A 20,706-nucleotide genomic window follows, 5' to 3' on the forward strand; every position below is an offset into this window, starting at 1 on the left:
CCCATTTCCGCGCACCGGGATCCGTGGCTATTTACGTCTGACGCACTAACGCACTAACGCACTAACGCACTAACGCACTAACGCACTAACGCACTAACGCACTAACGCACTAACGCACTCTCGCACTTCGTCTTGCAGATCATCCAGGCCCGCGGGCTCATCAAGGAATTCCCCTACCAGGGCGACGCCGTGCACGCGCTGCGCGGGGTGGACCTCACCGTGGCGCGCGGAGAGCACGTGGCGGTGGTGGGGCCGTCGGGGTGCGGAAAGAGCACGCTGCTCAACGTGCTGGCCGGCATCGAGCCGCCCACCCGCGGGTCCGTGGAGCTGCTGGGCGAGGCGGTCTACGCGCTGGACGAGGGGCGGCGGTCGGCGCTGCGGCTGCGAAAGGTGGGCTTCATCTTTCAGCGATTCCACCTGCTGGCGGTGCTCACGGCGGCGGAGAACGTGGAGCTGCCCATGGCCGAGGCCGGCGTGCCCCGCGGCGAGCGGCGCCAGCGCGCGCGGGAGCTGCTGGAGTACGTGGGGCTGGGCCACCGCGTCACCCACCGCCCGCCGCACCTGTCCGGCGGCGAGCAGCAGCGCGTCGCCATCGCGCGGGCGCTGGCCAACCGGCCTGAGATCGTCTTTGCCGACGAGCCCACGGGCGAGCTGGACCGCCGCACCGGCGACGAGATCATCACCCTGTTCGAGCGCTTGAACGCGGACGGCACCACGCTGGTCATCGTTACCCACGATCCGCACGTGGCGCAGCGCGCGGGGCGGCGCGTGGAGATGGCGGACGGGCTGGTGGTGCGCGACGGCGGACCGGAAGCCGGCCCCGCATCCCATCCTCCACATCCCGCATGATGCGTTCGATCTCGCGGCGCGCCTCGATGGTCGCGGCGCTGGCCCTTTCGCTCGTTTCCGGCGCGGCCGCGGCGCAGCCGTACTCCATCGACACACGCCCCTTCCACGAGCGGGAGGTGGTGCTGGACGGCGTGCCCCGCGAGTGGGAGGCGGCGCCCTGGATCAGCGGCGGACGCCGGCAGGCGCACCGCCACGGCGGCCTTCCCGCGCATCCGCAGCCCGTCCCCGTGTACCCGCCCCTGCGCGGAATGCAGGTGCGGCACGACGCGGACGCGGTGTACCTGCGCATCCAGCTGGCCCAGGAGGCCGCGCTGCAGAGCCTGCCGGGAACGCTGGTGCTGGTGATGGACGCGGACGGCGATCCGGCGTCCGGGTGGAGGGCGCACGGCGTCGACGGTGTGGACGCGGCGGTGGAGTTCTCGCCGGTGTGGCAGGAGGGGATGCACGCCGGGATCGGGGTGCGGACGCGGAGCGCGGGCGAGGACACGACGCGCCTCGTTCCGGCGTACGCCGCGGGCGTGATAACGGCGCCGTCGCACGCGTCGGAGTTCTTCGAGATGCGCATCGCCCGCGGCGGCGCGGTGCCGTTCGGCGCGCGGATGACGGCGCGGCTGCTGTCGCTGGATTCCGCCGGCGCGGTGGTGGATTCGCTCCGTGCGTTCACGATGGATCTGGCCGATCCCGCGCCGCGACCCGTGACGCGCGGCGAAGGCCCGGCGGACCCGCTGGCGCGGCGGGCGGCGGCGGAGTTCCGCATGGTCTCGTGGAACGTGGGGCGCGAGACGATGTTCGAGCGTCCGGAGGCGTTCGGCGCCGCGCTGCGCGCCCTGAACCCCGACCTGCTGGTGCTGGACGAGGTGGCCGGCGGGCACTCGGCGCGGGAGGTGGAGGCGCTGCTGAACCGCATGGTTCCCGGCGGCCAGCCGTGGCGCGCGGCCTACGGCACCTCCGGCGGCACGCAGCGCGGGGTGATCGCCACCCGCGGGGCGGCGCCGGTGGTGGCGGCGCCGTTCGCCGACATCCTTCCCTATCCCGATTCCGTGCTCGATCTGCTCCCCGCGGACGCCCCGCCCCAGGCGCGGCAGGCGATGGAGCGGCGGCGGGCGGAGGGCGTCCCCGCGCTGGGCGCGGTAGTGCAGGTGGCCGGGCAGCCGCTGCTGGTGGTGACGATGGACCTGGAGAGCGGCGGCACGCCGGGAAGCGCCAGGGACCGGCTGCGGCGGATGGAGGCGCTCGCCATCCGCGAGGCGGTCGTCGCGGCGATGCGCGCGGGCGGGGTGGACGGGCTGGTGATGGCGGGTGACCTGAACCTGGTGGGGAGCCCGGAACCGCTGGAGCTGCTGACGCGGGAGCTGGACGTCGACGACCGCCGGCTCTGGGTGGCGCAGCCGCTGCGGCTGGACGACGTCTCGTCCGCCACCTGGGAGAACCCGGAGGAGCCGTTCGCGCCCAGCCGGCTGGACTACGTGCTGTACAGCCAGGCGTCGGTGGGCTGGGTGGGCGGCTTCGTCTTTCGCTCCGGCGACCTCTCCCCCGAGTGGCAGGCGCGGCACGGGGTGACGGACGACACGTCGCGCGTGACCGACCACCTGCCCGTGGTGACGGACCTGCGCTGGGGCGCGGGGCGCTGATGATCGTTCGCCTTGCCCTGGCGGAGCTGCGCAACCGTCCGGGGCGCGCGCTGTTCCTGCTGGGCGGCTACGCGCTGGGCGTGGCGGTGATGGTGGTGCTGCTCGCGGTGGGTGAGGCGATGCTGGAGCAGGCGCGCGACCGCGAGCTGGTGGGCGGCGGCGACGTGGTGGTGGTCCCCGCCGGCATCAGCGCCGAGATGCTGAAGGCCGGCGGCGTTTCGTCGCTCTTCCTGGGCATCGACCACGCGCGCTTTCTTCAGCGCAACCTGCTGGAGTCGCCGCGTGGGCTGCGCGAGCATGGCATCCGCTCCGCGAGCCCCATCCTGGACGGCAAGCCGGTGGAATTGTTCGCCGGCGAGCGGCGCATCGGCGTCATCGCCACGGGCGAGATCCCGTCGCGCGCCCGGGCGGCGGGCGCATCGCCCAACCTGCTCTCGGGGCGGTGGATGGATTCGGACGCGGACCGCCGCTGGACCGCGCCGGATCGATCCACCCTGCTGCGGGAGATCGACCGCTTCCACGTTCCGCCCGTCCGCGACAGCACCTGGGCGGAGTGGCACTACTTCAACGTGGTGCTGGATGACGCGCGGTGGGTGTACGTAACGCTGATGGTGGCGGGCGAAGTGGGCGTGCCGGGCCGCTGGGGCGGGCGCATTTTGCTGACCGTGCGCGAGCCGGACGGCACGCACCGCTCGCTGACGCGCGACCTCCCCGGCGAGCAGGTGCGGTTCGATACCACGTCGCCTGACCTGCGCTTTGGCGAGCGGGCTTTCGTGCGGCTGGAGGGGGACGCGTACCGGGTGGCGGCGGACGCGGGGGGCGTGCGGGTGGACCTGCGCGTGCAGCCCTCGCCGCGCCGCTACTTTCCGCCCACGGACCTGGGGGGCTCGGAGCTGATCTCGGGGTACGTGGCGCCCGCGCTGCACGCCCGCGCCGAGGGCACCGTCTGCCTCCCCGCGTGCGAGGCCGTGCGCGGCGCGCAGGCGTACCACGACCACAACTGGGGCGTGTGGCGCGACGTCTCGTGGGAGTGGGGATCGGCGTCGGACGCGAACCTGTCGCTGCTGTACGGCGTGGTGCGCGGCGGGGGCACCGCGGCGGCGGAGGGGCTGTTCGCGTACCTGGTGGATGGGGACGGCGTGCGCGGCGTCTATCGCCCCGGCGACATCCAGGTGCTGGAGATGCAGACTGCCACCGCGGAGGGGCGGCGGATCCAGGTGCCCCGCCGCTTCGCCTTCGAGGATGCGCGGCAGGGCCTGCGGGTTACCGTGGACGTGGCCGCCGTGCACGTGACGGACATGAACCGCCCCGCGCGCCGCTGGTTCGTGCAGATGCGCGGCGTGGCCACGGTTCAGGAGCGTGGCCGCACCGTCGGCCGCCTCACCGGCTTCTTCGAGACGTACGTGGACTGACGGCGCAGGCGACGCATTCCAGACAGCGAATCGCGGCCGCCCCCTCCAGGAGCGAATGAATTCGCCGCTGGAAAATCGCGAAATCCGCCTTCGCGGATTGTGGCCGCAGGCCCGTCGCGTCACCGGCAGGCCACGAGCATTCCGACGGTAGATTCCTCAGTCGGCGCCAGAGTATCCCGCGAGAGGACGGATCGGTGCGGCGCCTCCTTCGGAATGACAGATTGGATGCGCGCATGTTCTAGGCGTGGTCATCAATCCACACGGCGCTCAGGTGTGGCTTGAGGTGCCCTCCGTCACCTTCCGGCCGTGCCGCAACGAGATCGCCCCGGCTTCCACGTGGAAGCCGGGGCGATTCTGCGGGAGCCGTTGCAGGCTATTCCCTATTACCTATTCCCTGTCCCCTGTAACCTATCCCCTATTCCCTCTCCTCATCCTCGTTCCGCGCCCCCGAGCCCTGCCACGTAATCGGCATGGACACGGTGGCGCGCACGGGCTGGCCGTCGACGCGCGCGGGGTTGAAGCGCGCGGAGCTGATCGCCGCCTGCGCCGCGGCGCGGAAGGCGGGGTGCGACGCCTGCTCCACGCTGATGGACGAACGCTCCACGCGCCCGTCCGTTCCCACGGTGAACGAGACCAGCGCGTTGCCCCACACGCCGCTGCTGCGCAGGGTCGCGGGATACGTGCGGTTCACGGCGCTGCGGAACGACGAGCCGTTCGCCAGCGACGGCGCCTGGTCCACCTCGCCGCCGCCGTAGACGCGGCTGGCGTCCACCCGCGGACGCGCGGGCGCCGGAGCGGGCGCCGCGGTTTCGGCCGGTGCGGGGGCGGAAACCGCGGGCGCGCGCTGCTCGATCTGCGGCGCGGGCGCCGAGGCGGCGGGGCGGGCGGTGGCCAGCGCCACCTGCTGCGGCGCGATCGGTTGCGCCTGCGCCTGCGACGCCAGCTGCTGTGCGGCGCGAAGCGAGTCGCGCTGGCGCAGCTGCAGGCGGCGTTGCTCCTCCAGCTTTTTGCGCTCCTCGTCCTGCCGCCGCTGCTCTTCGGGCGTAAGCGCCGCGCGCGCGGCCGAATCCACCGGCGGAAGGGGCTGCACGGCGGCCGGATCGGCCACGGCCGGCTGCTGGGGCCGCACCGTGCCGCCCGCACCGGGCATCATCGCCGCGGCGGCGAGCCGCTGGGCGGCGGGCGCCGTGGCATCCGCGCCCGCCAGCACCGTCTTCGCGATCACGCCGCCGCCCACCAGCACCGCCGCGGCGATGCCGGCCGCGATCAGCCCGCGCCGCTGGCTGCCCGCGGGCTGCCCCAGCCTTGCCAGCCCTGGCCTGCGGCGCCGCTCGGCAAACTGGACCACGGCCGTCTCCGCCGTATCCACCGGCACCAGGGCGACGGACTCCGCCGCCGGCAGCACCGTCAGGGTCCTGGCGATCGGGACGAGCGGCGCCTCAATCGCATCATCCAACTCCCGCACCGGCCGAACGGGCGCGGCGATCACCGGCTCCGCCTTCGCCAGCACGGGCTCCGGCTTCGGCGCCTGAGCGGCGGGTGCGGATACGGCAGGTGCGGATACGGCGGGAGTGGAGACGGCCGGCGCGGAGACGACGATGGGCGCGGAGACGGGGGCTTCCACCGGGGTCGCGGGGCGGGGTGCCTCGGAAGCGGCGGCAGCCTTCTGCAGCACGGGCGGGATGTACAGGCTGTCGGCCAGGTCCGTCTTTGCCGCGACGAGCGGCGCGCGGCGGGCCGGCGGCTGGCGGCGCGGTGCGGGCGCCGCGACCGGCTCCGAAACCGGCTCGGCGGCCGCTTCCACGACGGGCGCGGCGGGCACCTCATCCACCACCGACGCGGCGATCGGCTGCGGCTCATCCGCCACCACTGCGACGACGACGGGCGCCGGCTCCGCTACGACGGCGACGACCGGCTCCGGCTCTTCCACCACGGCCGGCTCGACCTCGGCCATCACGGGATCGGCCTGGGCGACGGGCGCGGCGGCTTCCACGCTCTCAGACTGCGCCGCGGCTTCGACCATCTCCGGCTTGGCCGCGGCTTCAACGACCTCGCGCTCGGGCAGGGCCGCGATTTCCACCACTTCGGACGGAGACTCGGCTTCGACAGGCTCCGGCGCGGCCGCGGCTTCCACCCGCTTCGACTGCGCGGCGGCTTCGGAGACGGTGGCGGCGAACGAGGCGGTGGTGACGGGGGCCACCGGGGTCACGGCCGCCACGAGTGCGGGAGCCGGCGCTGCGGCGCTCTCGGCGATCAGGTGGGCGGCCAGCTCGCCGGCGTCGGGCCAGCGCTGGGCGGGGTCGGCCAGCAGGGCGCGGCGCACCGCCTGGGCCACGTGCGCGGGAAGCTCCGGCCGCGCATCGCGCAGCGACGGCGCCATGACGGCCTGCCCGCGCGCCATCGACAGCAGCATCGACGTCCATTCCGCGGGGAGCCCCGCGAACACCTCGTACGCCACCACGCCCAGGCTGAACACGTCCGCCGCCGGCGGCAGCACCTTGCCGCGTCGCAGCCGCTCGGGCGAGGCGTAGCGGGCGGTGGCGCGCGAGGGCGGCGCGCCGCCGGGGTTCAGCCCCAGCCCCAGCACCTGCACGCGCAGACGGCCCTCCTCGCGCGAAAGCCACAGCACGCCGGGGTGCAGGTCGCCGTGCACCAGCCCCGCGCGGTGCGCCGCCGCCATTCCCGCCGCCGCCTCCTGCACGATGCGCGTCGCCAGCGGAAGCGGGGGCATGCCGCGCTGGGCCAGCAGCGCCGCCAGCGACCCGCCCGTGCCCAGGTCCGCCACCACGAACTCCAGCCCCAGCGCCGCATCCAGGCCAAAGTCCAGCACGCGCGCCACGTTGGGGTGCACCAGCCGCGCCGCCGCCTTGCCCTGCTGCGCCCCGTCGGCCGGGGCCAGCGCGCGCAGCCCCACCGCGCGCTCCAGGCGCAGGTCGGTGGCGCGGTACAGCGCGCCGCTCGCTTCGCCGCCCAGGGACTCGTCGATGCGGTAGCGGTCGGCGACGACGGTGCCGGGTTCCATGATTCCGGTGCTGGACATCACTGCGTGACCGGGACAGGGTTGCCGGACGGCGCGTCCATGGCGTCGGGCCGTGGTGCGCTCACCGGAAATCGGGGTGCCGCGGCCCTCCACATCAGAGGACGCAGGCCGTGGATCCATCCATGGAGCCGCTCGGCACGCCGGGCGTGCTGGCGCAAACGAACGGCGAAGTTTGGGGTTGGGGGGCGCAAGCTAGTGCCGTCGTTGGCGTTGGTCAACGTTTTTCGTCCGCATCCCGCCGTAGCAGCCAGACCGTGTGCTGACACCTTTGGGCCGCCGTGCCCGTATTGTCCCACCAGGGCGTCCCACGGACGGTACACATGTCCCAGCGCCCGATTCGCGAGGGTGTGCCCCGCGGCGGCGAATCGTCAGAGATACAAGGGTTTACGCGTTCTTGTACACCGGCCCGCGCGGGGCACGCGGGATGCTTTGGTACAGGGGTGCGCACCCGGTCCCCGGGTGCCGGAAAGGAGTGGATGATGGAGATACTTCGTCGGTTCCTGGAAACCTCGCCCACGCGGTTCGATGCGTACGTGGCGCTGCAGTGTGCCCTGATGCGCCGCTACGTGAACCGAGGCGGCACCACCGAGGAGTTCTGCGAGCGGCTGGCCCCGGTGTATCACCGCCGGTACGCGCCGGTCCTGCTGGATTCGCGTTGAAAGTGCGTGAGTGCGGAAGTGCGTGAGTGCGGAAGTGTGACCAACGAGAGAGCCGCCCCGGTGCATCGGGGCGGCTCTCTTGTAACGAAAGGTTGCAGCGGACAGCTTACAGGATACAGCCTGCGACTTCGAGAATTCCAAACTTCCGCACTCACGCACTCACGCACTCACGCACTCACGCACTCACGCACTCACGCACTTCACTTGGAACGCTGCGCCCTGATCTCGGCGGGCGGCTCGAACTCCGCCGCGGGGATGAGATCGTGGCTGATGGAGCTGACGGTGAGCACCACCTGCTGCCCGCCGGCGGTGACGACGGTCCGCCCCGGCAGCGTAAGCGCGCCGAAGGGGCGGTAGTCGCCGAACGTAATCGTGGTCTGCTCCGGCGCAGTGACGGCGATGGAGAGCAGGTAGCCGTCATCGACGCCGAAGCAGCCGAGCGCCTCGTCGTTCTCCGGCGTAACCATCCGCACCTGCCAGCAGGCGCGCCCGTCCACCTCGGCGCGCCCGATGGTTTCCATCACCGGGTACTCGTCGAACCGCAGGTTGCTGTCGAACTTCGCCTGATTCTGCACCTGCTGCAGCTCCGGCCCCTGCAGCAGACGGGCGCCCTGTCCGGGGAGCACCATCCAGCCGATGGTACCGTCGAAGCCCTGCTCGACGGTCCCCAGGCCGGGGATCTCGCCGCGCATCACCATCTTGTCGGGTCGGGCCTGGATGAAGTTCACCGACATCGTCAGCCCGTCCGTGGTCATCTCTCCGATGGTGCGCCGGAACTGCGGCGCCGACACCGCCTGTACGCCGCCGATCGCGTTCCAGTACCGGGTGACGACCTCCTGCGCAGGCGGCAGCTCCTGTGCGCGAGCCGGCCCCGCGGCCAGCGCGAGCGCGATGCCGGCCAGCGAGAGCCTGCGCGTGCATGTCGTGCGCATCGGGATGGGTGCTCGGCTAGAGTGAATCACGGCCACATACGTGTATCGTCAGGTCGGGAGGCGGGCGATCACCAGCTCCCGCACTCCCGCACTTCCGCACTCCCGCACTTCAGTACGGATTCTCCTCCGTCGTCGCGGCGCTGGGCTCCACGAACTTCGCGGCGATCTTCGCCACGTGCACGTCCAGCTCGCGGGCGCGCACCTTGTCCATGATCTCCAGCACCACGTCGGCCACCGGCAGCACGCGCTGCTCCTTGACCTTGTGGCGGCGGACGGCCGCCGTGCCCTGCTCCTGCTCGCGCTCGCCCACCACCAGGATGTACGGTACCTTCTGCTTTTCGGCCTGGCGGATGCGGTAGTTCAGCGACTCGTACTGCACCATCTCGACCCGCACCCCCGCCTTGCGCAGCCGCGCCGTGACGTCGACGGCGTAGTCCAGGTGCTTTTCGTCGCTGATGGGGAGCACCACCGCCTGCACCGGCGACAGCCACACCGGGAACGCCCCCGCGAAGTGCTCCACGATCACGCCGATGAAGCGCTCGATGCTGCCGAAGATGGCCCGGTGCACCACGATGGGCGTCTGCCGCGTGCCGTCCTGCGCCGTGTACTCCAGCTCGAACCGCTGCGGCAGCTGAAAGTCCAGCTGAATCGTGCCGCACTGCCAGCGGCGGCCCAGGCTGTCCTGGATGCTGATGTCGATCTTGGGGCCGTAGAAGGCGCCGTCGCCCTCGTCGATCGTGTACTCGCGCCCCGCCGCGTCCAGCGACGCCTTGAGCGCCGCCTCGGCCGCGTTCCACTGCTCGATGGCGCCCATGAACTTTTCAGGGCGCGTGCTCAGCTTCATGCTGTACTCCAGCCCGAAGACGGAGTAGAAGCGCTCCACCAGCTCCAGCAGCTGCCGGATCTCGTCCTGCACCTGCTCCGGCGCCAAAAAGATGTGCGCGTCGTCCTGCACGAAGCTGCGCGTGCGCATCAGCCCGTGCAGCGCGCCCGTGACCTCGTTGCGGTGCAGCACCTGGCTCTCGGCCACGCGCAGCGGTAGCTCGCGGTAGCTGTGCGCCTGCGTCTTGTAGTAGAGCATCGTGTCGGGGCAGTTCATCGGCTTCAGCACGAAGTCGGGGTCGCCCGCCTCGTCGCGCACGATGAACATGTCCTCGTGGTAGTGCTCCCAGTGGCCCGACGTGTGGAACAGGTCCGGCTTGTACAGCACGGGGTTCAGGATCTCGACGTACCCGTACTCCGGCTGCAACTCGCGCCAGAAGCGCCCCAGCTCGTTGCGGATGATGAGCCCCTTGGGGTGCCACAGCGCCGACGCCGCCCAGGGGTGAAAGCTGAACAGGTCCAGCGTCTGTCCCAGCACGCGGTGGTCGCGCGCCTTGGCCTCTTCCACGAACGACAGGTAGTTCTTCAGCGCGTCGCGGCTGTCCCACGCCGTGCCGCTAACCCGCTGCAGCGACGGGTTCTGCTCGCCGCGCCAGTGCGCCGGCGACGCCGCCAGCAGCTTTACGTGGTGGCAAAAGCCCGTGTCGGGCACGTGCGGCCCCGCGCACAGGTCCACGAAGTCGCCGTTGCGGTAGAACGTCACCGTCTGGTCCACCAGGCGCTCCAGGATCTCCAGCTTGTACTGCTCGCCCTTGTCGCGAAAGAACTCCACCGCGTCGGCGTGGGGAATGACGGCCACCTCGAAGGGCTGCTTCTCCTTGGCCACCTTCCCCATCCCCTCCTGCACCGCCGCGATCTCTTCGGGCGACAGCGGCGAATCCAGCTTTACGTCGTAGAAAAAGCCGTGCTCCGTGGCCGGCCCGATGGCGAACCGCGCCTCGGGGCGCACGTGGCGCAGCGCCGTGGCCATCACGTGCGCGCTGCTGTGGCGAATGCGGCGCAGCTTCTCGTCCGCCGGAAGGCCGCGGAACTCGTCGGCGGCAACCGGCTGCCACTCGCGTTCCTGCAGCCACTGATCCCAGTCTCTCATGGTCCTTGGTCTCCGTCTATGTGCCGTGAGCCGCGCCGATGGGGCGCGGCGTGTCTTGTCGGTCCGTTGTCCGTGAAAACGTCAGAGTAACGGCGTGCACCGCCCCGCGCCACTGGTCCGCCAACGAAAAAGCCGCCCTCTCGTGGAAGGCGGCTCGTGCGTACGGCGAAGTGGATGCTCACCCTGCCGCTCGGGCGAGCTCCGCCGGGACGGTGCCGGTAGTCGTGGTGGTGACGCCGATCTGCTGCTGCAGCAGACGGACGTACGTATCGGCGATGGCGGGCCAGCCAAAGTGCCCCGCCGTGTACGCCGAGGCCCTGCGAGAGGCCTCCGCCACCAGACCGCGATCTCCTCGATAGCGCATCACCCGCTCCACGAATGCGTCCGCGTCTTCGCTGCGCACCAGGTGCCCGTTCTCACCCTCGCGCACCACGTCGCTGATCCCCTCCAGGTCCGCCGCCAGCACCGGCATCCCGCACATCCCCGCCTCGAGCATCACCACGCCAAAGCCCTCGATGTCACCCTTGACGTGCACGTTGGGCATCACGAACAGGTCGGCGCCGCGGTACAGCCGGACCAGCATGTCCTCGGGCACCTTGCCCAGCATGCGCACGTTGCCGTGCAGCCCGTGCCGGTCGATGGCCTCGCGAATGCGCGGCGTCATGGGCCCCTCGCCCGTGACCAGGTACACCACGTCCTTCGGCAGCCGCGGCATCACCTGGTCCGTGAACCAGGCAAAGCCCTTGCGCTCCTGGTGCCGCCCCACGCTCACCAGGATCAGCGCGTCGTCCGGAATGGTCTCGGACGACTCGCCGATGGAGCGCAGCAGCTCGCGGCGGGTGGCCTTGCGGTCGCGCGGCGCGCTGAACAGCTGGCCGTCCACGCCGCAGGGAACAACGTGCATCCGCGCCGGCGGCAGGCCGCGCTGCAGGCACTCGTGCGCCGTCGCGCGGCTGATGGGGAACACCGCGTCCAGCGAGCGCAGCACCCGCCGCACGTACCACTGGTAGCCGATGGTGGGCAGCGTTACGTCGCGCCCCACGGGAACCGCCGCAACGATCGCGCCCGCCGCGCGGATGGCGCGCGTCATGGTGGGCGTGAGCGACGCCGTCACCATCGACGAGTGCAGGACCACGTCGATCTTCTCGCGCCGGACGATGGCGGGAATCCGCCACAGCAGCCGCGCCATGTAGCCGGGCATGCGGTACGGCGTGGCCTTCCACGACGTCTCCAGCAGCAGTGAATGCATCTCTACCGCCGGGTGCTCGGCGAGCGCGGCGTACTGTCCCTGCGCCAGGCGCTGCATGCCGCCCACGTTGCTGAGCGGGTCGCCGGCGAGCGGGAACGAGTGGGAGACGTAGAGAATGCGCAACAGCGGCTGCTCCGAGGGGGCTCCGAACCGGGGTAACTGGTTGGAAGCCCTAAGTATACACCTTTCGCTGGACGGCTGTCCAGCTTTTCGTGTAGTACGCCCCGGATGGGACGGGAGTTTCGCCGCGTCCGTTCACCCCTTCCGGAGCGGCGGAGGGCTGATCGAACGCAGCGCTCGCGGAGCAGGAGCGGAGAGGACGCGGATGGAGCCCTTATCCGCGCCCTTGTCGTTTTCTTCCTCCGCGTACTCCGCGTTCAGGTCGCCATACGTCCGGAAACGCACTGCCGATCAAGGGAGCCGGGTCAGTCCGCCGCCATCGCGGCGGGGACCGCCTCCACCTCCACCGCGTTGTCGTAGAAGGTGGCGCCGCCGCCCATGTCCGTCACCCGCTGCGAGGTGGTGTCGTTCACCGTGTGCCCGCCTTCGGACCGCATGGCCCAGCGCACGCCGTAGCTCACGGCCACCCCCGGCCGCACGTCGTCGGTCACCACGGCGCGGCCGTAGAAGTGGCCGCGGTCGTTCCAGCAGCGCACCGGGTCGTCCGCGGAAATGCCGCGCACGGCGGCCTCGTTGGGGTGCAGCAGCAGCTTCGTCTCCCCCGCCGCGCGGGCAAGGTGGGGAACGTTCACGAAGGTGCTGTTCATGAACGGATGCTCCGGCGGCGACAGCAGCATCAGCGGAAAGCGCGCGGCGCGCGCCGGGTCCGCGTCCGCGCTCTCCGCCGGCGGGATGTACGCGGGAAGCGGGTCCAGGCCGATCCGCTCCAGCTCCGGCGCCACGATCTGGATCTTTCCCGTGGGCGTGTTGGGACGCGGATCGGCGTAGGGGCGAAAGTCCCGGGGGACGTTCAGCCGCACCCAGCCGTCCTCCACCAGCCGCTCGAAGGTGACGCCCTCCATCCACGGGTGCGACGACCGCAGCGCCTGCCGGATGAGGGTGACGTCGTCGTCGCGGAACGCGGGATCGTCCAGCCCCATCCGCGCCGCCAGCCGCCGGAAGATCTCGGAGTTGGGGAGCGACTCGCCCACCGGCGCGATGGAGGGGCGGTTGAGCGTAAGGTACAGGTGCCCGTACGCCGTGTGGACGTCCCAGTGCTCCAGCTGCGTGGTGGCGGGGAGCACCCAGTCCGCGTAGCGCGCCGTGTCGGTGACGAAGTGCTCCATCACCACGGTGAACAGGTCGTCGCGCAGCAGCCCGCGGCGCACCTGCCCCAGGTCCGGCGCCACTGCGGCCGGGTTGCTGTTGTAGACGACCAGCGCCTGCACCGGCGGCCCACCCACCCCCGCGTCGGGGTGCGTGAGCGCCTCGCCCAGGCGGATCATGTTGATGGTGCGCGTGCCGGGCGGAATCCAGTCGGGCCGCTGCAGCGCCGCGCCGTCGAGCTTGAAGGCGCCGCTGGTGGAAAGGGTGGCGCCGCCGCCCAGCTCGCGCCACGCGCCGGTGACGGCGGGAAGAAGGGAGACGGTCCGCACCGCCATCCCGCCCCCATGGTGCCGCTGCAGCCCGTAGTTCAGGCGGATGAAGCTGGGGCGCGTGGTGGCGTACTCGCGCGCCAGCGTCTCGATGCGCTCCGCCGGCAGCCCCACGGTTTCCGCGGTGCGCGCCGGCGTCCACTCCGCCGCGCGCTCCCGCAGCGCCTCCCATCCCACGGTGTGCTCCCGCAGGTAGTCGGCGTCCTGCAGCCCGTCGCGAAAGATCACGTGCATCATCCCCAGGGCCAGCGCGGCGTCGGTGCCGGGGCGGATGGCCAGGTGCTCGTCGCACTGCGCGGCCGTGCGCGTGCGGATGGGGTCGATGGCGATGATGCGGGCGCCGCCCTCCCGCGCGCGGCGCAGCGCCGGCCACAGGTGCGGGTTGCTGGTAAGCGTGTTGGTGCCCCACAGCAGGATGAAGCGCGCGTGCCCGGCCTCTTCGGGGGTGGGGCCCATGCGGTCGCCGTACGTCACCCCCCAGCCCACGCTTCCCGCCGTCGCGCAGATGGTGCGGTCCAGCAGGCTGGCGCCGATGCGGTGAAAGAAGCGCCGGTCCATGGACTCGTTCTGCACCTTGCCCAGCGTGCCGGAATACGAGTAGGGCAGGATGGCCTGCGGCCCATGCGCGCCGTGTCGAATCTCGTTCAGCCGCCGCGCGATGTCGTCCAGCGCCTGGTCCCAGGTGGCCGGCTCGAAGCGTCCCTCGCCCTTGGGGCCCACGCGGCGCAGCGGCACCGTGAGCCGGTCGGCGTGGTAGGTGCGCTCCACGTACCGGTTCACCTTGGTGCACAGGAAGCCCTGCGTGACCGGGTGGTCCGGGTCGCCCTGCACGCGCACCGCGCGGCCGTCGCGCACGTGCACCAGCATGGCGCAGGTGTCCGGGCAGTCGTGCGGGCACGCCCCGCGCACGATGCCGGTCTGGATCAGGGGCTGCGAGCCGATCTGGATCAATTCGATACCGCTGAGTGAGAGAGCGTTGTCGCCATCATCCACTGATGATCAGGCCGCCACTTGATCCGATTCAGCAGCGTCACTGGACCAAAAACTTCAACCGCTTGCGCCAGTAGCCGGGTCGACGGCTCTGGTGTGAGATCGCGGCAACCAGGATGTGATCCGGCCTGATCACATAATAGATGGTATACGGAAACCGATCGAGGACGTAGCCGCGTACGTCGTCGTCGTACGGTGTGCCAAGATATGGATTCTCTACGAGCAGCGCGGCCGCGCGATCAATCTCTTGCACGAATATCCCGGCACGGCCTGGCCGCTCTTTGTGGATGTGGGCAACTGCCTTCGCAAACTCCCGGTCGGCGGCCGGAAGGTTGATGACCATCACCGCAGCATTGCACGCATCTTCGCGAGCGTCTCCTCCATGGGAATGCCCTCGACTTCGCCGCGGTCGTATTCAGCGACCCGGCGCTTGACCTCCTCCACCCAGCTCTCCTCGATCTCGGGACTCATCCCCCGCCGGACCGCCACGCGATCCATCAGGTCGTCCAGCTGCTCTTCGGGCAGGTCCACGAGAACGGCTTCGATTTCGTCGATGCTCATCTCAGGTTTTCTCTCCTCGGCCATGGGACAGATCTCCAGGAAAGATAATCGCAGCGGAGTGGACACACCAGACACAAATAGGGGCGCGCTTCTTGTGCCAGCCGCGCGCATTCGGATTCGCGCCACCATACACCTTGGTACCACCCTAGTTCAGGCGGAAACGCTCGGTGGGACAAGCGGCTGGCGGAGCTTCTCGGGACCCGGATGCCCCGCTGGCCGGGTGATCTGTACGCGGAGTGGGAGGATCAGCGAGCCTATTCCGCCAGCCGCGCGCCGGTTGTGAGGCCGGTCGTGACGGTGAGGAGCGTGAGAAGAAGGCTGCCGCCCGCGTAGGCCAGCGCCACGCCGTACGCGCGGTCCTGCAGCAGGCTGGCCATCTCGTACCCGAAGGTGCCGAAGGTGGTCAGGCCGGCCGCCGACATGCACCCTGCCTATCCCGGCGCGCCCGACTCCACCGTGACTGGTCCCAGGTGGCCGGCTCGAAGCGCCCCGGCACGATGCCGGTCTGGATCAGGGGCTGCGAGCCGATCTGGATCATGCGTCGTTCATTCGATCGAGCCAGTAGCCCCAGTCACGGCTGAAGTGGGCAACGGCGTAAACGTAGATGTGATCCGGCCGGATCACGTAGTTGATCGAGTACGGGTATCCGTGCAGGAACTTGCGTCGGGTGCCGCGCAGGCTGGGGTGGCCGCTCATGGGGTACTCGAGGATGCTCTGGACCACGCGTTCGGCTTCCGCTTCGAATGCCTCGGCGGCGGATTCCCGATCCAGGTCGTAGAAATCACTGGCTTCCTCGAGCTCGGCCTCCGCTTCAGCGTGAAAGCGAACGCGCATGCCGACGTGCCTTCAGCTTCGCGAACACCTCTTCCGCATCGACCGTCTTCGCCGTACCCGCCTCGATCTCGTCGATCCGGCGGTTCATCTCCGCTTCCCACGCCGGATCATACGTGTGCCCGCCGGTAAGGCTCGAGATGAGCCGGTCCACGAGCCCGGCACGCTCATCGGCCGGAATCTGCAGTGCGACTGTCGCAAGCTCGCGAGCGAACTCCGGATCCGCCAGCGCCTCGTCCGCGTCGACCAGACGCATCTTCCCGGCGCGGACCCCTTCCATGCGCCGCTCGGCCTCCTCGATCCAGGCCTGCCGCACCTCCGGAGCACGCGCTCGCCGGGCACTCAGCCGCTCGATCAGCTCGTCACGATCGCCTTCGGGCAGTTCCAGCGCGGCGGCTTCGATTTCGTCGATGCTCATGGGCTTCCGTTCTCCGGGCATGGGTGCGTTCTCCTGAAGATAACGGAAACAGAGTGAACACTCCAGACACCAATGGGGACGCGCTTAATGTGCCAGCCGCGCGCATTCGGATACGCGCCGCCATACACCCTGGCACCAACCCGTTTTCGTGCAAGGTCGGAGTATCGGACCTTCACGGATCCGGTTCCAGTTCCGCCAGGATCTCCTCTTCGTCAATCCACTCGACCTCGCCGGCGGCGATCAGCTCCATACGACGCCGGATCTCCGCTCGCCATGCAGAATCGATTGTCCGATCCTCTACACGAGCAGCCTGCAGCCGCTGAACGAACTCGTCCCGCTCGTCCAGCGGCAGATCCAGCGCGGCGGCTTCGATTTCGTCGATGCTCATGGGCTTCCGTTCTCCGGGCATGTGGGATTTCTCCTGAAGATAACGGAAACAGAGTGAACACTCCAGACACCAATGGGGACGCGCTCAATGTGCCAGCCGTGCGCCCGTTGCAAGGCCGATGGCGACAGCGAGGAGCGCGAGGAGAAAGCTGCCGCCGGCGTAGGCCAGCGCCACGCCGTACGCGCGGTCCTGCAGCAGGCTCACCGTCTCGTACCCGAAGGTGCTGAAGGTGGTCAGGCCGCCGCAGAAGCCCACGGCCAGCAGCGCGCGCAGGTGGTGCGGGTCGTCGCGCGGCACCAGGGCCACCACCAGCGCCAGGAGCAGCGAGCCGGCGACGTTCACGGCAAAGGTGTGCCACGGAAAGGCGCCCGGCCGCGCCGGGCCCAGCGCCTGCCCCACGGCGTAGCGCAGCACCGAGCCCGCCGCCCCGCCCGCGGCCACCAGAAGCCAGGGCACCTCAGGGCAGGGGCGCGCGGTTGTTGGACCGGTCGTAGTCGATGAGCACCCAGTCCGGGTCCAGCACCGCCTCCGCCGGCCGCGCGTCGGTCACGATCTCCACCGTCTGCCGGCGCTCGCGCGAGCCCAGCGTGCGCGTCTCGCCGCCCACGCGCAGCACCACGGGCATCCACGCCTCGCCGGTGCGCACCACCTCCACGCGGGTGCGCCAGCGGCCGCCGGCCTGCCGGGTGCTCGCCGCGGCGATGCCGTAGTCCAGCCGGTCCGTGCGCTGGATCCACTGCCCGAAGAACCAGTCCAGGTCGCGCCGGCTGACGTCCTCGGCCACGCGCTGAAAGTCGGCGCCGGTCACGTGCCGCAGCCGGTGGCGGCGGTAGAACTCGCGCAGGATCTCGCGAAAGGTCTCGTGCCCCACCATCTCGCGCAGCATGCGGAAGACGGCGGAGGCCTTGGTGTACGTCATGGCGCTGTAGACCTGCGGCGACGAGAAGGCGGCGCCGGGCTGCCCCACCGGTTCGGTGTTTCGCGCCTGCTCCAGCCGCTCCAGCCCCTGCATGGTGCCGCGCCAGACGGCGGTGTCGCCCTTCATCTCGCGGTACCAGGAGGTCATGAACGAGGCGAATCCCTCGTCCATCCACCCCTCGCGCCACTCGTTGTTGGCCAGGATGCCGTGCACGTACTGGTGCGCGGTCTCGTGGACGATGAGGCCTTCGGACGCCGATCCGTTCATGATCAGCATGGGGAACTCGGTGCCGCCGCCCTCCAGCCGGTGCACGTTGGTCAGCTGCGGCCAGGGGTAGGGCCCGAACATCCCCTCCAGCCAGGTGAGCGCGTCCCAGGTGCGGCGGGCGGCGGCGCGCTCGTCCCAGGCGGTGTCGCCGGGGAGGTACAGCACGTGGATGCCGGGCGCGGAGTGGGCGCCGGTGGACTCGTCGATGATGGTGCGCACCACGAAGTCGTGCAGGTACGCCGGGTCCGCGCTCCAGCCGAAGTGGTGCACGCTGTCGGCGTAGAAGCGCACGCGCTTGCGGCCCGGCTCTCCCTCGTCGCGCAGCAGCCCCAGCGCGTCGGCGGCGGGGGGCGGCGGATAGCCGGCGCCCACCACGCGCTCCTGGTAGCCGGGGTCGCCCTCCACCGCCACGCCGGTGCTGCCGATCACCTGGTCGGCGGCCAGGTCCAGGGTCACGTCGTAGCGCGCGAACTCGCCGTAGAACTCGCCCTGCGGCAGCAGCGGCTGGTACGCCCACCCGGTGCGGTCCACCACGGCGATGCGCGGATACCACTGCGCAAAGTCGTAGTGCCTGCCGCGGCGGCCCTGGCGCCGTGGAAGGGTGGAGAGCCGTGCATTCCAGTCCATCACCACCTCCACCGACGCGCCGGGCGCCAGCGGGCGGGCCAGGGGGATGGCCGCCACGGTGGAGTCGGGCGCGCCGGGGTAGGCGGGGCGCACGGCGGCGCCGTCCACCGTCACGCGGGTGAAGCGCTCGAAGGCGTGGTCCGCCGGGCCCAGGTCCGTAAAGCGCCGCTCGCCGTACTGCAGCTCGCGCCGCGCCCAGGCGCTGTTGGGGCGAAAAGCGTTCAGGTGCTGGTGGACGTACAGCGAGTCCAGCGTGCGGGGCGAGCGGTTGGTGTAGCGCAGCCGGGCGCGGCCGTGCAGCACGCCGGTCTGCTCGTCGAGCCGCGCCTCGATGCGGTAGTCCACGCCCTGCTGAAAGTAGGGGGCGTCCTGCGCGGCCAGCGCCGGCGCGAGGGCCGGCGCCGCCAGCAGCGCGGCGGAAAACAGGTTTCGGAGCGTCCGCACGGGTCCTCGCATGGGTCGGGGTGATGCCCGGCAACATGCAGAAGGCGTGCGTGGCGGGCAACCAGAGGGGGATTGGAGATCAGGATGCGGACGGATGACGGGTCGAGAGTCTTGCGTAGCAAGTCATTGCGAGAGCGAATGATGCCCATCGCGATTCTGGCCGGGTATCGTGCAGCCCGCCTCCAGGAGCGAATGAATTCGCCGCTGGAAAGGCGCAAAGTCCGCCTGCGCGGACTCGGCGGCCCGGGTGCGTGCGGCATCTCCAGGCACCTGCGCGTCCGCAGCCAGACGCGCCACGGCACTCCAATCTGTCATTCCGAAGGAGCGCCGCGCGTCGCCTTCCGCCATCGTGATCCCGGCGCGCGACTGAGGAATCTACTGTCGGCCATTTCCGCGTTCGTCGCAGCGCGCCGCACCTGCGGCTACAATCCGCGCAGGCGGATTTTGCGCCTTTCCCGCGGCGCACTATGCCCCATTGCAGATCCGGATCGGCGATCGCCGGGTTGCGGACGCGCAGGTGCTTCGGAGCCGCATATCGCCGGGCCGCCGAGTCCGCGAAGGCGGACTTTGCGATTTTCCAGCGGCGAATTCATTCGCTCCAGCGGGCAGAAGGCACGTTGCCGGACTGGAACTGCAACGAGCATCATTCGCCCTTGCCGCCCCAGCCGGGCCTCGGGGAGACAGCGAAGCCCCGCCCGAGAGGCACGCACGCCTCCCGGACGGGGCTTCCGATCCTGCTCCTCCCGATCCGCTACTTGCGCGGGTCCAGGCCCTGCGCGCCCTGGCCGGGGGCAAAGCCGCCGCGGTTGTAGCCCGCGTAGCCGCGCTCGTCCGTGCGGCCGCCGCGCAGGTCGGGACGTGTCAGCTCGCCCTCGCGGCCGCCGGCGGGGGCCCAGCCGTAGTTGCGGTCGTAGCCGCCGCGCCCGCGCAGCATGGGGCTTTCGCTGTTGTACTGGCGCAGGTACCGGGTGTCGTGGTGCACGCCGCCGTTCTCCACGTGCCGGTAGACGGCGTCGTAGCCGCCACGGGTGAACTCGGCGCTGCGGCCGTGCTGCAGCCGGCCCTCGAAGTACGGGTGGCGGTACACGCCCCCGCGGTCGTACTCGCCCGGCCCCTCGTCGTAGATGCCGTCGAAGCCGCCGTAGCCCTGCAGGTCGCGCTCGTGCGTCTGCCGGTGGTGGCCGTAGGCGCCGTGGCCGGGCTGGCGCTGCATCCGCAGGCCATGGTACTCGCCGTCGGCCCAGTTGGGGTCCATGGGGTGCGGGCGGCCCCACTCCGGCGCCATGGGATATCCGCGGCGGTAGGGATCGTCGTATCTCGGCATCTTTTTCCTCCCGTGTTGGACGCCATGCACTTATCTTGCGCCTTCACAGCGCAAGAAGCTTTCCCAATCACCCTTCAGGGAGGTGGCGATGCGGACGACGACCCAGAAGGCGGCGATGGTGTTCGGCGTGGTGTTCCTGCTCGTGGGGCTGCTGGGGTTGTTCATCCCGCGGGGAATGGGAATGGAATCGGACTCCGACACAGCGCCAAAATTGCTGGGCCTGTTTCCCGTGAACCTGCTCCACAACCTGGTGCACCTGGGCTTCGGCGTGTGGGGGCTGGCGGCGTCGCGCAGCCACGGCGCGGCGCGGGGATACCATCGCGCCGGGGCCATCATCTATCTGGTGCTGGTGGTGCTGGCGTTCGTCGACGATACCACCTTTGGCCTGGTGCCCATCGGCGGCAACGACATCTGGCTGCACGCGCTGCTGGCGGCTGGCCTTGGCTACTTCGGCTTCGTCCACCGCGAGGCGGGGGTGCCGGCCCGCTCCTGATCGGGCGGATGTCGATCAACCGACGACCGATCGCGCCCCGGCGTCCCCCAGCGGACGCCGGGGCGCGCCGCTTTTGCCGCGTCCACGGGGGGTGGATAGATTGCG

The 20,706-nt window shown here is 70.6% G+C and carries 20 protein-coding genes; 5 read left to right on the plus strand and 15 right to left on the minus strand.

All coding sequences use genetic code 11. From position 1 onward, the window contains the following. Positions 1–132: 132 nt before the first annotated feature. Genes VGC13_RS15495 through VGC13_RS15505 form a run of 3 tightly spaced genes read left to right on the plus strand, consistent with a single transcriptional unit; the run spans position 133 to position 3,892 of the window. Complete coding sequence (locus tag VGC13_RS15495; RefSeq protein WP_331126171.1) at positions 133–849, plus strand: ABC transporter ATP-binding protein; 717 nt, start codon at positions 133–135, stop codon at positions 847–849. Continuing rightward, positions 846–2,480, plus strand: a complete 1,635-nt coding sequence (locus tag VGC13_RS15500) for an endonuclease/exonuclease/phosphatase family protein (RefSeq protein WP_331126172.1) — start codon at positions 846–848, stop codon at positions 2,478–2,480. Before VGC13_RS15495 ends, VGC13_RS15500 begins: the two co-directional genes overlap by 4 nt. Continuing rightward, complete coding sequence (locus VGC13_RS15505) at positions 2,480–3,892, plus strand: hypothetical protein (RefSeq protein WP_331126173.1); 1,413 nt, start codon at positions 2,480–2,482, stop codon at positions 3,890–3,892. The genes VGC13_RS15500 and VGC13_RS15505 overlap by 1 nt, the downstream gene beginning before the upstream one ends. Positions 3,893–4,307: 415 nt before the next feature. Here the strand turns inward: VGC13_RS15505 and VGC13_RS15510 are convergent, their stop codons facing one another. Beyond that, positions 4,308–6,932 carry a TonB family protein gene (locus tag VGC13_RS15510; protein WP_331126174.1) on the minus strand — a complete coding sequence of 875 codons (2,625 nt, stop codon included), beginning with the start codon at positions 6,930–6,932 and terminating at the stop codon, positions 4,308–4,310. A 479-nt stretch (positions 6,933–7,411) separates the two neighbouring features. Here VGC13_RS15510 and VGC13_RS15515 point away from each other — a divergent pair, with 479 nt between their 5' ends. Beyond that, positions 7,412–7,591, plus strand: coding sequence for a hypothetical protein (locus VGC13_RS15515; RefSeq protein WP_331126175.1), 180 nt, complete (start codon positions 7,412–7,414; stop codon positions 7,589–7,591). Positions 7,592–7,791: 200 nt separating this feature from the next. On the opposite strand, the gene VGC13_RS15520 is transcribed toward VGC13_RS15515, so the two are convergent. The 14 genes from VGC13_RS15520 to VGC13_RS15585 all read right to left on the minus strand — a co-directional run bounded on the left by VGC13_RS15520 (position 7,792) and on the right by VGC13_RS15585 (position 20,108). Beyond that, the gene (locus VGC13_RS15520; protein ID WP_331126176.1) at positions 7,792–8,523 is read right to left on the minus strand and encodes a hypothetical protein; all 732 of its coding nucleotides are present in this window, start codon (positions 8,521–8,523) and stop codon (positions 7,792–7,794) included. A gap of 109 nt (positions 8,524–8,632) precedes the next feature. Then, positions 8,633–10,495, minus strand: coding sequence for a threonine--tRNA ligase (gene thrS / locus VGC13_RS15525; protein ID WP_331126177.1), 1,863 nt, complete (start codon positions 10,493–10,495; stop codon positions 8,633–8,635). Between the two features lie 178 nt (positions 10,496–10,673). Next, positions 10,674–11,867, minus strand: coding sequence for a glycosyltransferase family 4 protein (locus tag VGC13_RS15530; protein ID WP_331126178.1), 1,194 nt, complete (start codon positions 11,865–11,867; stop codon positions 10,674–10,676). Between the two features lie 302 nt (positions 11,868–12,169). Further along, positions 12,170–14,263, minus strand: coding sequence for a molybdopterin oxidoreductase family protein (locus VGC13_RS15535; RefSeq protein ID WP_349264220.1), 2,094 nt, complete (start codon positions 14,261–14,263; stop codon positions 12,170–12,172). A 106-nt stretch (positions 14,264–14,369) separates the two neighbouring features. Further along, positions 14,370–14,672, minus strand: coding sequence for a type II toxin-antitoxin system RelE/ParE family toxin (locus tag VGC13_RS15540; RefSeq protein ID WP_331126219.1), 303 nt, complete (start codon positions 14,670–14,672; stop codon positions 14,370–14,372). Continuing rightward, positions 14,672–14,890, minus strand: coding sequence for an addiction module protein (locus tag VGC13_RS15545; protein ID WP_331126180.1), 219 nt, complete (start codon positions 14,888–14,890; stop codon positions 14,672–14,674). Before VGC13_RS15545 ends, VGC13_RS15540 begins: the two co-directional genes overlap by 1 nt. Positions 14,891–15,144: 254 nt before the next feature. Continuing rightward, a complete protein-coding gene (locus VGC13_RS15550) occupies positions 15,145–15,312 on the minus strand; it encodes a hypothetical protein (protein ID WP_331126181.1) in 168 nt (55 codons plus the stop codon). A 112-nt stretch (positions 15,313–15,424) separates the two neighbouring features. Next, positions 15,425–15,724, minus strand: coding sequence for a type II toxin-antitoxin system RelE/ParE family toxin (locus tag VGC13_RS15555; protein ID WP_331126182.1), 300 nt, complete (start codon positions 15,722–15,724; stop codon positions 15,425–15,427). After that, positions 15,702–16,139: an addiction module protein gene (locus VGC13_RS15560; RefSeq protein ID WP_331126183.1), complete on the minus strand. Its 438-nt coding sequence runs from the start codon at positions 16,137–16,139 to the stop codon at positions 15,702–15,704. Before VGC13_RS15560 ends, VGC13_RS15555 begins: the two co-directional genes overlap by 23 nt. Positions 16,140–16,311: 172 nt before the next feature. Continuing rightward, the gene (locus tag VGC13_RS15565) at positions 16,312–16,527 is read right to left on the minus strand and encodes an addiction module protein (protein ID WP_331126184.1); all 216 of its coding nucleotides are present in this window, start codon (positions 16,525–16,527) and stop codon (positions 16,312–16,314) included. A gap of 84 nt (positions 16,528–16,611) precedes the next feature. Beyond that, positions 16,612–16,983: a fluoride efflux transporter CrcB gene (gene crcB / locus VGC13_RS15570; protein WP_331126185.1), complete on the minus strand. Its 372-nt coding sequence runs from the start codon at positions 16,981–16,983 to the stop codon at positions 16,612–16,614. 1 nt (position 16,984) lies between these two features. After that, positions 16,985–18,784 (minus strand): M1 family metallopeptidase, encoded by a 1,800-nt coding sequence (locus tag VGC13_RS15575; RefSeq protein ID WP_331126186.1) that lies wholly within the window; start codon positions 18,782–18,784, stop codon positions 16,985–16,987. Between the two features lie 123 nt (positions 18,785–18,907). Beyond that, complete coding sequence (locus VGC13_RS15580; RefSeq protein WP_331126187.1) at positions 18,908–19,132, minus strand: hypothetical protein; 225 nt, start codon at positions 19,130–19,132, stop codon at positions 18,908–18,910. Between the two features lie 403 nt (positions 19,133–19,535). After that, positions 19,536–20,108 (minus strand): hypothetical protein, encoded by a 573-nt coding sequence (locus tag VGC13_RS15585; protein ID WP_331126188.1) that lies wholly within the window; start codon positions 20,106–20,108, stop codon positions 19,536–19,538. A gap of 88 nt (positions 20,109–20,196) precedes the next feature. Here VGC13_RS15585 and VGC13_RS15590 point away from each other — a divergent pair, with 88 nt between their 5' ends. Beyond that, positions 20,197–20,601, plus strand: coding sequence for a DUF4383 domain-containing protein (locus tag VGC13_RS15590; protein ID WP_331126189.1), 405 nt, complete (start codon positions 20,197–20,199; stop codon positions 20,599–20,601). Positions 20,602–20,706 lie beyond the last annotated feature (105 nt).

The sequence above is a fragment of the Longimicrobium sp. genome (assembly GCF_036399255.1).
In the GTDB taxonomy this organism is placed as follows: Bacteria; Gemmatimonadota; Gemmatimonadetes; order Longimicrobiales; family Longimicrobiaceae; genus Longimicrobium.